We start from the raw sequence: 15,679 nt of genomic DNA, 5'->3' as shown, positions 1-15,679 counted from the left end.
TGTGATAATGTACTTAAGTAGGAATGCTATAAAAAAGGACAGAGCGTTATGATAACGCTCTGTCCAAGTAATTTTGAAATTTAATGAACTACTTCAATTTAATACCCCGGGTTCTGGGTAAGTACGCCTTGACTTAAATCAATAGCATCTACCGGAATTGGAATTAAATCAAATGTGGCTTGGTACGGTAATACCTTTGGACCAAAGTTTTCGATAACTCTGGTTTCATTGGTGTAATACTGCGGCAATACGGTAGTGGTAACGCCCCACCTTCTTAAATCAAAAAGTCTATGACCTTCCATACCCAATTCTATTCTGCGCTCGTATCGCACTGCCTGTCTTGCAAACTCCGCATCTGGAAAAGAAGGATAAAGACCTACCACATAGTTTGCGGCAGGACCACTTCCGTCCACAGCTTGTACCACGGAGGTATTAGCGGCTCTATTTCTAACTTGGTTGACATAATTTAAAGCCGTAGCTAAATCACCGGTCTCAACCGCAGCTTCTGCTGCCATTAGAAGTACATCGGCATAGCGCATGATGTTATAGTTGATTCCAGAACGTTCTTGTCCCCAGTCTCCTTGACCGCGGCTTACACCTACTTCGCTTTCTTGATACACGCTCTTTTTAGGAAGATAAGGACCGGAGATGTCAGCAATAGGAGCTGCGCGTATCCACTCTTTTCCGACATGTACTCCAAAACCATTATAGTCTATCCCCCGTCTTCCTACCGTATAGTCCAATCTCGGGTCTACAGGAGTGGTAGTGTCCGGGTCAAAAGCTTCGTCTGACTGAATGTTATAGTCATTTTTGAAAACAGGTATGTCCGTTGTGCCCAAGAATGGTAAACCATCAGCATCAACTTGAAAGGCGTTGGCCAAATCAATAGTCGGCTGATAAAAACCACAACAAGAACCGAAAGGACCACCACCTGGAAAGTTCAGTGTACTTCCAATATTTCCATTGAAAGAAAAACCATCATCAGCTGCGAACTGAATAGCGAATACAGATTCTGGACCGTTTTCGCCGGCAGAAGTAAAATTATCCAAGAATTCGGGAGCTAAAGCAAACTCACCACTATTGATTACCTCGTTAAGAAGTGTCAGTGCAGGACCAAAATCCTGTTGGTATAACAAAGCCTTTCCCAAGAAAGCTTTAGCAACTACGGCTGTTGGTCTTCCTGCATCCGGCTGATCTGCCCTTGTAGCAGGTAAATTATCAACTGCGAATTGAAAATCTGACTCGATTTGATCCCATGCCGGACCAGTATTAGGCTGATTAAACGCCAACTCTTGAAAATTTTCTACTGAAATAATGGAAACGTTTCCATATATTTTGGTCAATTCAAAATAATAGTGACCTCTTAAAAATCGAGCTTCACCCTCTTGCTGTGCTAGTTTGGTCACATCCGCTTCCAGCAAGGTGCTCGTGTCGATGTTCTGTATTACATTAAGCGCAGCATTTGCTCTATTCACCCCTGCATACAAGGCGGCAAATTTAGATCTAAAGTACCCATTTCCAGTTCTGATGTCGTTGGTCTCCATTTGAAACAGCTCTTCTTGATCTGCATCGTTACTTCCTTTGTGTGCATCGTCAGACATGACATCCGTCCACCAATTATCGCCACTAACGCCAAATTGATTTCCAGGGCTATTATTTCTTTGCCCATCTAATACGGAATACGCTCCCGTAAGCAATAAATCTACACCGGTGGTGTTTGCCAAGGCATCATCACTTAGTGCACCCACTGCTGGGGTCTCTGAAAAGTCATCACCGCAGGAATATAATCCTACAAAAGCGGCAAGGACATAAATAAATTTCTTTTTCATTTTTTTACAATTTTAAATTAACTCCAAATAAGAATATTTTAGACAAAGGAAAGGTATTATTATCAACACCAATAGTTAAACCATTATTAACGTTACCTGGACGTATCTCTGGGTCTAGCCCATTATAGCCCGTAATCGTAAATAGGTTTGTGGCGTTTACATATAACCTAACGTTGTCTACTCCCCACTTATCGGTTAAAGTATTTGGAAAGCTGTAACCAATAGAGAGGTTTTTTAAACGTACAAAAGAACCATCTTCTACAAAGAAGGAGTTCGGATTCGTCTCACTGTTCAAAACAGCAAAGCTTAAGGCTGGTGCGTTACCATTGGGGTTAGTCGTTGGATTAAAAGAATCTAACACTCTCGTACTTCTGCTACCGTCAGGGAAGGTTCCAAAATCGGTATAGATTCTGTCAAAGTTGTAGATATCATTTCCTACTTGACCAGAGAAAAATGCGCTAAAGTCCCAATTTTTATAATTCGCATTTAAGTTAAGACCTAAAGTGAAATCTGGGTGCGGATTTCCGATAAAATCCCTGTCGTCATCGTTGATAACGTTGTCCCCATTTAAATCACGGTACCTTAAACGACCCACACCGGCCAAATCATTTGGAAAGCCCTGGTCTGGCCCTGCAGCTACTTCCGCTTCTGAACGGTAAATACCATCTACGACCCTACCAAAGAAAGATGCCAATGGCTGACCTACTTGTGTTCTATTAAAAACACCCGTTCTAAAACCATTTCCTAACTGAAATTCACTTGCCAGTTCCGTAACTTCATTTTTATAAGTAGATATATTCAATGCAGCACCGTAGCTGAAATCATCATTTGCCTGATTTTGGTAAGCAATGCTGAAATCTACACCAGTATTTTCTACCGAACCTAAATTTACAAAAGGAGGGTTGGCATCAATAGCCGTATCTCCAATAACCGTAAAATCTTGTGCAATGAGGTCATTAGTGGTCAGTTTAAAATATTCAACTGACATGGTCAAGGCATTATCAAAAAAGCCCATTTCTGCACCAATATTTAAGGTTTCACTCGTTTCCCAGGTCAAATCAGGATTACCTACCTGAGAAAGAATAGCGCCAGTTGCCGCTGTCCCGGTTCCATTAAAAGCAAAGTTTGCCTGCTGATTGTTCAGCGAAGAAATATTCTGTGTAGGATTGCTTACAGGTAATTCTTGATTACCTAATGCACCCCAAGAAAATTTAAGCTTTAATCTATTCATAATTCCATCCTCTGGGAAGAAGCCTTCGTTACTCATGATCCAACCGGCACTGAAGGCAGGGAAAATACCACTTTGGTTATCTCCTAAGAAACGTGAAGATCGATCTCTACGAACCGTAGCGGTAACTAGGTATTTATTATCATAAGAGTAATTGGCAGAACCAAATATCGAAGATAAGGTGTTTTCAAAATCGAAAGTTTCACCAGGATTAACAATTGGCGCACCAGACGCGTTACTTAATTGATAAAAATCCGGTGTCTCAAACAAGAAGCCCGTTGCGGATACCTCTAAGGATTTACCGGTAACACTGTTGGCCTCATAACCTAATAATGCGTTAACATTGTGTTTGCCAAAAGTTTTAACATAATTCAAGGTATTGGTCCATGTCCAATTATAGAATTGGGCGTTACGCTCTCTTAAACTATTCGTAGCTCTTGGTTCCGCAGATTCTGGGTCAGTAGCTCTAAAATCGCGAAGATTGTTAAGGCTGATATCTCCACCTATGACCGTTTTTAGATTTAGACCGTCTGCCAATTCTAGATTAGCGTAAACATCTCCTAAAATACGGGTCTGCTTGTTGAAATCGTCCGCATCCCTATTCAATATTGCCACCGGATTTTCCGCATTGGAAAGACCCCTTGCATTATTGTAAGTTCCTGCAAATCTTCCTTCACTATCTCTGATCGGAACAAGTGGACTTATGCGAAGGGCCAATTCGGTAACATTACCTACTCTTTGGTTACTAAAGGATAAATTGGCATGCTCACCTATGGTAAGGCGGTCACCGATTTTGTACTCGGAGTTAAAACGAAGTTGTGCCCTTTTAAAGCCCGTATTTAATTGAATACCGTCTCTATTGATGTAACCAGCACTGAAAGAGTATTTACCGCTTTCGTTACCGTTTGAAATGGTAGCACTAAAATTTTGCGCTGGCGCAACCCTAAAAATTTCTTCTAACCATCTTGTACCGCCTGGTCTTACAACAGCCGTCACTGCTTCACCAGTACCTTGAAGACTAACCCCTAATAATTGCGATGGTACTGTAGGAGCACCTCCGTTAGGAAAGTATTGCGGATGTGTAACAGCGTTTACATCGCCTCCAGTTCTGATGGCGTCATTAACTTTACTCTCAAAGATAACATCTCCCAGTTGTTGTGCATTTACTTGGTCAGGAAGGTTTGCTACCGTAGCAAATCCAGAAGAAAATTCAACGTTTACAGATAGTTTATTCTGATTGTAAGCCCCGTTTTTTGTAGTAACAATGATTACACCGTTAGAAGCTCTTGCACCATAGATAGATGCTGCACCATCTTTTAAAACGTTCATCTGTGCGATATCCGCAGGGTTTATGTTATTCAAAATACCAGGGTCAGTGGTCTGTAACCCATCAATGATATAAAGCGGGTTATTGTTGTTAGGCGTACCAAAACCTCTTATACGTACTACTGGATTTCCACCCGGCGTTCCTGCATTGGTAATGGTTACCCCAGTTACCCTACCTTCTAGGGCCTCCGCTACGTTAACAAGTGGTTGCTTTGTAGCTTCTGAAATATCTACAGACGCTACGGAACCTGTTAAGTCACCTCTAGTTTGAGTAGAATAACCCGTTACAATAACCTCGTCTAATGCAGCTGCATCTTCTGAAAGAGTCGCGTTCACGACGCTATTACCACTAACTGCAATTTCTTGACTTTTAAAACCAATATAACTGAATATCAATGTGGCGTCACCATTTACGTCCAAGGTGAAATTACCATCAAAGTCAGTTTGTGTACCGTTAGTGGTACCTTTTACTACTACACTAGCACCAGGCAATGGAGATCCCGTTTCATCAGTAACTGTTCCTGTGACCGTGGACTGCATTTTGACGTCAAGCGTTTCGTTAAGAAAAATAGTTCCTTCATTTGCCTGCGCTAATTGAGCACCTAGACAAATGAGCATCGATAAAAGACCCATTTTAAGAGGAAATCCTCTTCTTCGGGATTTTACCGATTTGTAATCATGTTCTTGATTCATAATCTTTTGTTGTTTGTTAGTTTAAAAATAAAATTTTAAAATTTTGTCATTTTTTCTTCATCTGTTGACCACTCAGATGTGTTAAAAAAAACAAAATTTAGTATAATGATAATACAATTAAGTGAAAATAGTGACAACTTCAACTGATTTTTTATGATGGAGGTATATGGATAATATCTTAAAATTTTATTGGATTACCACTGTAGTGCCTGTAAAATATAAGTTTTTGTTATTTCGGAAGGAGAATATTGTCATTTTGACAATTTACTTTTTTTAACAATTACCGGATAAAGTGTTATTCATTTAAGGCCCTTTTAGGTGTCTCTATAACGTTTGAGTATACCCTACTATAACGTTATAGAGCGCTTTGATTTTTTTTGAAATTTTATGTTAATTTTTTACCGCTTCATCCGCTTTAGAAAGAAGCCGTCTTGATGCAGCATATTACAATAAGCCTTTCATTTAAATCTTTGGTAAATAAGAGGTAGTTCTCTCCACCATCCTTTATTTTTAATCTTCTTCTTATTTCCGAAACGGATTCAGGGAAATTTCTAGCTGTAATATTGGCTTTTGTAGAACGAAATCTCTTTAGTTCAGTTTTATTATAGGACAAGACTTTAAGTATCTTAAAGCTTCTTCCTGGAAACTCTTTTAAACTTTTGGAGGTATATAAATGAGCATTGTGGCTAATCTTATTGATGTTAAAACGATCACCGATTAATTTGTAAGCGCCTGATTTCAGTATGGCTGCATTAGGTTCGTACAAATAGTTTAAGGGTGAAGAAAAATAAGCTAACGCATCTTTCTCTTCCTGCTCCTTAAATATGAAGGTATCGCTCTTATTTTTTCTTAAGTTGACGGCTTTGATAAGAGGTTGGCCAGTAAAGCCCTTTTCTAATTCCCAAATGACTTCTTTAACCTCATTATGCAATGCTACTACGTGGATCGCTTTTACATACCTGAGTTGATTTAGCCCCGCCTTAATATCCAATAATGGTCCGGTCTTTATGAGTATGTTATTGGATTTGGTGAAAAGAAATTCTAAGTGTTCGGTGACGTCCGGTTCGCAATCGGAGAGGAAAAAAACTTTTTCCTTGGAATCATTTCTTCTTGAAGGATCTAGATAAATGTGGTCGAAAACGAGATTAGTCTTTTTTAAAAAATTTAGACCATCTTCCGGTATCGACTTAATATTGTTTGCATTTAATACTTTGAAATTATATGTAGCAATTTGAGAAAGCTCCGTATTCTTCTCTAAATGCCAAACCTGATTTATTTTTTTGCTAAATGCATAACTATCTACCCCGAAACCTGCGGTTAAATCTAACAGGGTTTCACCCTTTACAATATTCGCCTTGTACGTTGCCGTAGCTTCAGAAGAAGTCTGTGATAGGTTCAATTTGTTGGCGTAGTAGATTCCTTTCTCGTGAAACCAAGAAGGCAGCTTCTTGGCGATTCTAGATTTTGCTTCAATTTGCACCGCTATTTCTGGTGATGTACAGCCTGGGAAGGGCGACTTTTTGAGCACTATTTTGGTAACATCGTCATAAAGATGATCCTCTATATAGTCTTGTACTTCCGGTTTAAGTAAGTTTAAATTCACTCTAACGCTATAAATTCCGGGTAAGGGATTTGACTATTTTATTATCCGATAAAAACTCCTTTAAAATAACCTTAATAGCCGTATAACCTGGAACGGCAACTATCATCCCTACCACACCAAAGAGAAGTCCGGCAATGATAATCACCAAGAATATTTCTAACGGATGTGATTTAACACTATTGGAGAAAATTAAAGGCTGAGAGAAAAAGTTATCCACTAACTGACCAATGACCAGCCCTATGAGTACATAGCCTGTTTTCGGAAGGATTATAGTACTGAAATCCGAACCAAGATTACTGGTCATGGTCAACATAATCATAATAACCCCTCCAATAATTGGCCCTATATAAGGAATGATATTAAATAAGGCACATAGGAAAGCGATTACTATTGCATTTTCAATACCTACAATCAAAAGGACTATGGTGTAGATAACGAACAAAATAAATATCTGAAGGAGAAGACCCAGAAAATATCTGGAAAGTAAATTGTTTATTTTATCTATTGAATTGATAGTACCTCCTTCTTTTGTTTTTGGAACAAAAGTTAAAAGTCCATTCTGAAAAAGTTTACTGTCCTTAAGAAAAAAGAAAGAAATAAATAAAACTGAAAATAGACCAATACTTGCTGTTCCTAAAACATCTAAAAACGAGTTCAAAAAATCTGGTATAAACCCTAGGTCTAGTCCCTCCAGGATATTTTTCTCAATTTTCGCATCTTCAATAACATCTTCCACCACCTCAGAAGATAGCCCTAAATACTGGGTTATTTGGTCATACAATTTATTGATGCTATCCTGAAGTTCATCTATATTTAGAAGGGATAAATTTTTGCCTTGTTCGGAAATCAGAGGTATGAACAAGGCCACAATACTTGCTAAAACCCCTACCATAATAAGCATGGCCAGGACAACGGCTAAAATGTTCGGGAATTTTAGTTTTCTTCTCAAGAATATAACAATAGGTCTTCCTATCAAAGCGATCACTGCTGCTATTGCCAAATATGCTATTACGGAGCGAATGATATAGAGGAAGTATAAAAGAAGTAAAACCCCAGTAATAATCCCGACTGCTTTTAATATGCCATTGGCAATAATTTTCGATGTCATAGTTTAACTTTTAAAAACATAGGAAATTATATTGGCTCCCATCTTCAGCGCATTAGCTCTAACTTCTTCGGAATCGTTATGTACAGCTGGATCTTCCCAGCCATCACCCAGGTCTGACTCAACCGTAAGTAAGAGCACCAATCTATCGTTATGAAAAATACCTAACGCTTGTGGCCTGCTACCGTCGTGCTCATGAATTTTGGGAAGCCCTTGATTGAATTTGAATTCTTGAGAAAATAGGGGATGTTCGGCTCCCAATTCCTCCAAAGACTTGCTCGGAAATAATCTAGCGATTTCCCTTATTACGTAAGGCTTCATTCCGTAGTTGTCATCTATGTGAAGAAAGCCGCCTCCTAAAAGATACTGTCTAAGGTTTTGAATTTCAACATCGCTAAATACCACGTTGCCATGTCCTGTCATGTGTAACAGTGGGTATTGAAAAATGAGACTATTGTTTGCTTCTACAGTTCCGGGTTTTTCATTTATCTGTGTTCCGATATTGGCATTACAAAACTTAATAAGATTTGGTAAAGCAGTAGGGTTGGCGTACCAGTCCCCACCACCGGGATATTTTAAAATTGCAATATCCTGAGCATTTGTTGTCGAATTCATAAATGAAAGCCAAAAAATGCAAATGGCTGTAAGGTGTTTCATGTCCGTTCGAATAATCCTTTATCAAATTTACATATAATCACTTTGAAACAAATCAAAAGTACGGTTGATAATTGGACCAGTGCTTTAAAATAGTTCAAGTTTTAAATATTCAGTTATGAGAAAATTAATACTTCCGGTCATATTTAGTTTAGTACTTGTGCTAATGGCTTTTAAAGATTACAATACAGAAAAAGCGGCTACTCTTACGAAGGAATGGAAAAGGTCTGAAGCGGCCAACGGTCTTGTGGTCTTAGAACTTTTCACTTCTCAGGGATGCTCTAGTTGTCCGTCAGCTGATGCATTTCTGCACGTTGTTCAAAATCTATATCCGGACAATGTGCTGGCGCTCTCCTATCACGTAGATTATTGGAACTACATCGGCTGGGAAGACCCTTTTAGCTCAAGTGATTATACGCAAAAACAGCGCAATTATAATACCAAGTTTAGAAGTAGAAGTAATTATACACTGCAATTGGTCATTAACGGTAAGGAACATCTCGTAGGGTCTCATAAAACGAAAATCATTAATAAAATAGATTCGTATAAGAACCTAGAGCAAATAAATCCGATCAGTTTTCAAGGGAAAAGGGTAGATGATAAATTTGTTTTTAGTTACGAAGTTGAGGGTAATTTGAAGGATAAGGAATTACGACTTGTTACGGTTTTGAATGAACGTATTACTCAGGTAAAAAGGGGTGAGAATAGAAATAGAAGTCTAAAAAACGCGAACATAGTAGTAGGCGAGAAGACAATTCCCTTAACAGTTGAAAATGGAGAAGGTGCTGTCTTGATTCCAGATATGGTTACAAGTAAAGATAAAGTTCTGTCTTTCTACTGGTACAGGACCATAATCTTGATATTACGGGAGGAGCTAAGTTAGCCCTTGGCAATTAGCCATTGTTAATCATGGCTATGGTAGCGCATGCTACGATGCCGGCCGTTTCTGTTCGCAACCTATTTCTACCCATGGAAACGGGTAGAAATCCATTCGTAGTGGCTTGTTTGATTTCTTGAGAGCTAAAATCGCCTTCAGGCCCAATTAAGATGGTTACCGGTTTGTCTGGCGCCACCCTTCTTTTAAGTTCATACTTTTCTACATCATCTTCGCAATGTGCAATAAACAGTAAGCCTTCTTTTGGACGTTCTAAAAATGCTTTAAGGGAAATGGGTTCGTTTACTTTTGGCAAATAGGATTGAAAAGACTGTTTCATAGCAGCTTGCACCACCTTCTTTAAGCGTTCTGTTTTCACTGTTTTTCTTTCGGACCTTTCGCAGATTATGGGTGTTATTTCATTTACGCCAATTTCAGTAGCCTTTTCTAAAAACCATTCAAATCTCTCGTTTGTTTTTGTTGGAGCAACTGCCATATGTAGCCAATACTTTCTGGGAATGGTATGTGATACCTTGGTTATGGTAACGGTGCACTTTTTAACGTGGTCATCGGTTATAGTTGCCTCAAAAATATTGCCCTTTCCATTGGTGATCTGCAATTGGTCACCACGTTTTCTTCTAAGCACTTTAATGACGTGCTTACTCTCCAAGGCATCAAATTCAAAACTTGTGGTGGTTTTGGTCAATTCGGCGTTGAAAAACAATTGCATAATTTCTTTTTTTAATTAGATAATATATCTGGCTTTCGCAGTAATATGCTGTGCCGAAAAATCCTTGTTCAAAAACTTTAAATACCCTACGATTCCTATCATACCGGCGTTGTCCGTGCAGTATTCAAATTTAGGACTATAGGTTACCCACCCTAAATTCTCCTCTACTTCTTGTAAGGCCCTTCTAATTCCAGAATTAGCGGATACCCCGCCACCTATGGCAACTTGCTTTATACCCGTTAGCTTCACCGCTTTTTTAAGTTTACTCATCAATATTTTTACTATGGTATACTGTATGGAGGCACAAATGTCCGTTAGATTTTCTTTGATAAAATTGGGGTCCTCTTTTGTTTTCTTTTGAATGAAATACAGGATGCTTGTTTTTAGTCCGCTAAAACTAAAATTCACACCATCCACTTTTGGTTGGGGAAACTCGAAACGCAAAGCATTTCCCTTAGAAGCGTGCTTGTCTATTAAGGGTCCTCCTGGATAGGGTAATCCTAAGATTTTCGCACTTTTATCAAAGGCTTCTCCAACGGCGTCGTCGAATGTTTGACCAAGAATTTCCATTTTAAAATAGTCCTCTACCTTGACTATTTGGGTATGCCCTCCACTAATGGTCAATGCCAAAAATGGAAAACTGGGTGCAGCCATGTGTTCTTCCTTAATAAAATGCGCCAAAATGTGGGCTTGCATGTGATTTACCTCGATTAATGGGATATTCAGACCTAATGCCAGGGATTTCGCAAAAGAGGTCCCGACCAAAAGTGAACCCATTAGACCCGGGCCTCTTGTAAATGCTATGGCTGATAACTGTTTTTTATCGATATTTGCCTTAGCCAAAGCTTGATTTACTACGGGAACTATATTTTGTTGGTGTGCACGGGACGCGAGCTCCGGAACCACACCTCCATATTCCTCATGTATTTTCTGATTGGCAACCACGTTACTTAGCACAATATTGTTCTGAAGTACTGCAGCCGAAGTGTCGTCACAAGAAGATTCTATGGCGAGGATATAAATATTTTTGCTTTCTAGCATTTTTGGAATAAAAATTGGATGATAAAGGTAAAACATAAAGCGCTATCAAAAAACTAAGGAAAATACTCATCAGGACTTTGTTAGTGCTGATATTGATATGTGTTTTGGGTACCATAATACTTTCCCTTGAAGTGGTGCAGACCAGATTGGCAAACTATGCTACCACTACTATAAACAAAGAATTTGGCACCAATATTAATATTGAAAAGTTAAGAGTATCGCTAATTACATGGGATACCGCCTTAAGAGGTGTCTATATCGAAGACTATCAAAAAGACACACTTTTTTACGTTAGCGAACTTAAAACATCAATTCTCAGTGTTGGCAACCTTGTTAAAGGAAAATTGGAATTTGGAGATATCGATGTTGATGACCTTCACTTTAAACTTAAAAGTTACTACGGCGAACGTAATACCAATTTGGAAGTATTTATAGATAAATTGGACGATGGCAAACCCAGGGATCCAGAAACTCCGCCGTTTTTCTTCTCTTCTTCTTCCGTAGATATAAAGCGTAGTAAATTTCAATATATAGACGATAATCTTGAGAATGCCGAGGTACTGTTGTTCAAGAAATTAAACATACAGGCAAACGACTTTCAAATACTGGGTCCAGAAGTTTCTGCAGATATAGACGAAATGTCCTTTTACAGTAAACGGGGACTACAGGTAGAGCGGCTAAAGACAGATTTTAAATATACCAAGCAACAAATGCGTTTTGATTCTTTACATATAAGAACGCCCTTGTCTAATCTGGAAGGCAACTTAATATTTAACTATAACCGAGAAGATTTCAAGGATTTCCTAAATAAGGTCAACGTAGAGGCAGTTTTTCAAGAATCTGTAGTTGCTTTTGATGAAATCAATTTAATTTATAACGAGTTCGGTAAAGGCAAAATAGCCACATTAACAACAAATATCAACGGTGTTCTTAATGACCTTAATACGGACGATTTATTCTTGTTTTCGGATAATACGGGTATTCGCGGGGATTTTAATTTCAAAAACCTCTTCAACAAACAGAAAAGCTTCATATTAGATGCCAAGATGAAGAACGTAACAAGTAGTTACTATCAATTAAATGCATTGTTACCCAATTTAATAGGTAAATCTTTGCCTTCTACGTTTAGTAAATTGGGACAGTTTACCATTAGAGGAAATGCATTGATAACAGATTCATCCATCGATGCCAAAGTAAATCTCAATACCGCCGTTGGTAGTAGTTATGCCGATATGGTGATAACCGACTTCAATAACATAGATAATGCGGCCTACAAAGGCTTTGTTTCTTTGATAGATTTTGACCTCGGTGATTTCGTGGACAGTAAAAGTCTAGGAAAAACCAGTCTTGATTTTAATGTGGAGGGTAAAGGTTTTGTAAAAGAAAAACTGAACACCGAGGTTATAGGACAGATATATAGCATTGAATTTAACAGATACAATTATAAGGATTTAAAAGTCTCCGGTATTCTAAAAGAACAGTTGTTCGATGGGTCTTTGAGTAGTAATGATGAGAACATTAAGTTCGATTTTAAAGGGTTGGCGGACTTTGGTGAAACTAGGAATAACTTTAATTTCAAAGCGGCGGTAGCCTATGCTGATTTTAAGAAATTGAACTTTATCAACGACAGTGTTTCCATATTTAAAGGCAATGTGGACATGAACATCAATGGAACCACTTTAGACAATATCGTGGGTGATATCAACTTCAGTAAGACTAACTATCAGAATGCCAACGACACATATTATTTTGATGATTTTTCGGTGACCTCCTCTTTTGAGAACCCAAATACCCGCATCATAAAAATTAATTCTCCCGATATCATAACCGGGTTTATGAAAGGCAATTTTAGAGTAAAAGAGCTAGGGAAATTGGTACAGAATTCCTTGGGTAGTATCTATACCAATTATAGACCTTTTCAAATATCGGACGGTCAGAACCTCACCTTCAATTTTAAAATATATAACAAAATAGTCGATGTTTTTTTTCCGGAAGTAAAGTTTGACCCTAATACTTTTATTAAAGGTAAAATAGTTGCGGATGAGGGAGATTTTAAACTTAATTTTGAATCCCCGAGTATACAGGCATTCGGGAACAGTGCGGATAATATAGAAGTTAAAATCGATAATAAGAATCCGTTGTTCAACACCTATGTTACCGTAAGTGACCTAAATACGCCTTATTATAATTTAAAGGATTTTAATCTCATCAATACCACCTTAAAAGATACCTTATTCTTTAGATCAGAATTTAAAGGAGGAAGCGAGTTCAATGATAGTTACAATCTAAACTTTTATCACACTTTTAATAAAGAAAACAAGTCCGTCATCGGTCTAAAGACCTCGGATGTAAGCTTTAAGGGGAATACTTGGGTCCTTAATAAGGACGGGGATTCCAAGAACAAGGTTATTTTAAACCGCTCATTGGATAGTATTACCATACAAGAAATCGTAATGAACAATGAGCAACGAGAACAGATACGGTTAAGAGGACAATTGGCAGATTCTACCTACAAAGATTTGCAATTGCAGTTTAAGATAGTTTCCCTGAATAAAATAACCCCGGTCATAGACAGCCTTAAACTGCAGGGCGAGGTCAACGGAAATCTCAACGTGCTGCAAAAGGATGGTATTTATTTACCTTCTTCCAATCTTAATATTGAAGGTTTTGGAATCAACGGAATGAGCTTGGGAGATTTGGCTATTAGTATTGTGGGTAATAGAGATTTAACGGAGTTTCAGGTAAATTCTCAACTTTCAGATAACGGGGTCGAAAAATTTGCCGCAGTAGGTAAGTTGGATAATACGAATAAAATGCCAACGGCCAATTTGGTCGCTAATTTCAATGATTTTGATTTAGAACCTTTTAGCCCTTTGGGAGAAGGTGTTATAGATAATATTCGAGGAGATATGTCCGGCAGGGTCAATATTATGGGAGAGGTGGACAATCCTGATTTTAATGGTCTTTTGACCCTGGATGATGCGGGTATCGCGATTCCTTATCTCAATGTTGATTATGGTTTTGGTCCAAGATCACGGGTGCGACTAGAAAATCAGACCTTTAACTTTGAAAATATAGCATTACAAGATGTGTACAATAGCACAAAAGCTACTTTGGACGGTACCATTTCTCATAGTTATTTTGATAATTGGGTGCTTAATCTAAACGTAGATACAAACAATGATCGTTTCCTTATCCTTAATAAAGATTTTGAGGAAGGTGACCTGTATTACGGCACGGGTTATCTTAACGGTACCGGGCGTATTTATGGCCCCACGACTGCATTGAACATAGATGTTGATGGAGAAACCGCAAGGGGTACCTCTTTAAAAATACCTTTGAGCGATGTAGCTAGTGTTGGGGACTATTCCTTCATCAATTTTATCGAGAAGAACGATCTTAAAACAATAGCTGAGCAACGCCAACTAAAAGATTATCAGGGACTAGAGCTAGAATTTAATCTCGATGTAACGCCCGAAGCTGAGGTAGAAATAGTTACGGACACCAAAACGGGAAGTTCATTGAAAGGTACTGGGGAAGGTATTATTTTGATACAGATCAACACCAATGGTAAGTTTGAGATGTATGGAGACTTTGTTGTAGTAACGGGAGAATTCAACTATAAATTTGGAGGTATTATTGATAAAAAGTTTACCGTGAAACCTGGGGGTACCATTAATTGGGACCAAAAACCATTGGAGGCCAATCTTAGTATGGAGGCGGTTTATGCTTTAAATGCCAACCCCGCTCCTCTATTGGATGACCAAGGGTTTACCAGAAGGATTCCGACCAATGTAGTCATCAAATTAACGGGTGAACTGGAAAATCCGGATATTGATTTTGGAATAGATTTCCCTGGCACCAATTCCATTGTACAATCCGAATTGGAATACAGATTGCAAGACCCAACAGTGGAAGAAAAGAATGCCATATTCTTATTGGCTCAGGGAACTTTTGTTAATGATCAAAGTGGTATCAATCAGCAAGCCATTACCGGGAATTTAGTGCAAAGTGCATCCGGTATACTTAATTCTATTCTAGGAGGGGGCGATGATAAATTGAATTTTGGCCTTTCCTATGAACAGGGTCTCCAGGATAGGAACGCCGCTATAGAAACAGATGATCGTATTGGGGTAACGGTTTCGACCCAGATAAGTGACAGAGTACTGTTTAATGGAAAAGTAGGGGTTCCGGTAGGAGCTTCTAGTGAAACGCTTGTCGCGGGGGATTTTGAAATACAAGTGTTGTTAAACGAGGAAGGAACTTTAAGCGCTAAATTTTTTAGCCGTCAGAGCGAAATCCAAACATTTTTACCGGATCAACAGGGTTCTACACAAGGGGCAGGGTTATCCTATGAGGTAGACTTCAATAGTTTTAAGGAACTGTTTCGAAAAATACTTCGAAAAAAGGAGCAAGGGAGCGAGGTCGAAAAAAAGAAAATACCAAAAGATAGCTTACAAATTCCAACCGTCATGGGGAGGGATAGTCTTCTTAACTTTTACGCAAAGCCTAAGTCAATTCAATAAATTTATTGTAATAAAACGTCGCTTTTGGTTAGGAAATTGTTAGGAATCGTTGTTTGACCGTTAAAATAAC

General features: G+C 38.5%; 9 protein-coding genes. 2 read left to right on the top strand and 7 right to left on the bottom strand.

Translation table 11 applies throughout. From position 1 onward, the window contains the following. Nucleotides 1-98: 98 nt before the first annotated feature. The 5 genes from BFP77_RS03345 to BFP77_RS03325 all read right to left on the bottom strand — a co-directional run bounded on the left by BFP77_RS03345 (nt 99) and on the right by BFP77_RS03325 (nt 8,441). The gene (locus BFP77_RS03345; protein ID WP_099572656.1) at nt 99-1,829 is read right to left on the bottom strand and encodes a RagB/SusD family nutrient uptake outer membrane protein; all 1,731 of its coding nucleotides are present in this window, start codon (nt 1,827-1,829) and stop codon (nt 99-101) included. A 4-nt stretch (nt 1,830-1,833) separates the two neighbouring features. Further along, nucleotides 1,834-5,076: a SusC/RagA family TonB-linked outer membrane protein gene (locus BFP77_RS03340; RefSeq protein ID WP_099572655.1), complete on the bottom strand. Its 3,243-nt coding sequence runs from the start codon at nt 5,074-5,076 to the stop codon at nt 1,834-1,836. Nucleotides 5,077-5,491: 415 nt separating this feature from the next. Next, nucleotides 5,492-6,679, bottom strand: a complete 1,188-nt coding sequence (locus BFP77_RS03335) for a THUMP-like domain-containing protein (protein WP_099572654.1) — start codon at nt 6,677-6,679, stop codon at nt 5,492-5,494. A 7-nt stretch (nt 6,680-6,686) separates the two neighbouring features. After that, nucleotides 6,687-7,787, bottom strand: a complete 1,101-nt coding sequence (locus tag BFP77_RS03330) for an AI-2E family transporter (protein ID WP_099572653.1) — start codon at nt 7,785-7,787, stop codon at nt 6,687-6,689. A 3-nt stretch (nt 7,788-7,790) separates the two neighbouring features. After that, nucleotides 7,791-8,441, bottom strand: a complete 651-nt coding sequence (locus BFP77_RS03325) for a DUF4159 domain-containing protein (RefSeq protein WP_099572652.1) — start codon at nt 8,439-8,441, stop codon at nt 7,791-7,793. A 115-nt stretch (nt 8,442-8,556) separates the two neighbouring features. On the opposite strand from BFP77_RS03325, the gene BFP77_RS03320 reads away from it, so the two are divergent. Then, a complete protein-coding gene (locus BFP77_RS03320; RefSeq protein ID WP_099572651.1) occupies nt 8,557-9,321 on the top strand; it encodes a DUF1223 domain-containing protein in 765 nt (254 codons plus the stop codon). Nucleotides 9,322-9,331: 10 nt separating this feature from the next. Here BFP77_RS03320 and BFP77_RS03315 read toward each other — a convergent pair whose 3' ends face one another. Next, nucleotides 9,332-10,042, bottom strand: a complete 711-nt coding sequence (locus tag BFP77_RS03315; RefSeq protein WP_099572650.1) for a 16S rRNA (uracil(1498)-N(3))-methyltransferase — start codon at nt 10,040-10,042, stop codon at nt 9,332-9,334. A gap of 15 nt (nt 10,043-10,057) precedes the next feature. Continuing rightward, complete coding sequence (tsaD, locus tag BFP77_RS03310; protein ID WP_099572750.1) at nt 10,058-11,083, bottom strand: tRNA (adenosine(37)-N6)-threonylcarbamoyltransferase complex transferase subunit TsaD; 1,026 nt, start codon at nt 11,081-11,083, stop codon at nt 10,058-10,060. A 104-nt stretch (nt 11,084-11,187) separates the two neighbouring features. Here tsaD and BFP77_RS17565 point away from each other — a divergent pair, with 104 nt between their 5' ends. Then, entirely contained in the window at nt 11,188-15,609 is a 4,422-nt protein-coding gene (locus tag BFP77_RS17565) for a translocation/assembly module TamB domain-containing protein (RefSeq protein WP_257212844.1), read from the top strand. Nucleotides 15,610-15,679 lie beyond the last annotated feature (70 nt).

The organism is Maribacter sp. 4U21, from assembly GCF_002742365.1.
Classification (GTDB): domain Bacteria; phylum Bacteroidota; class Bacteroidia; order Flavobacteriales; family Flavobacteriaceae; genus Maribacter.
The sequence above is the reverse complement of the archived record's forward strand: the minus strand, read 5'-3'. Positions and strand labels throughout refer to the sequence as shown.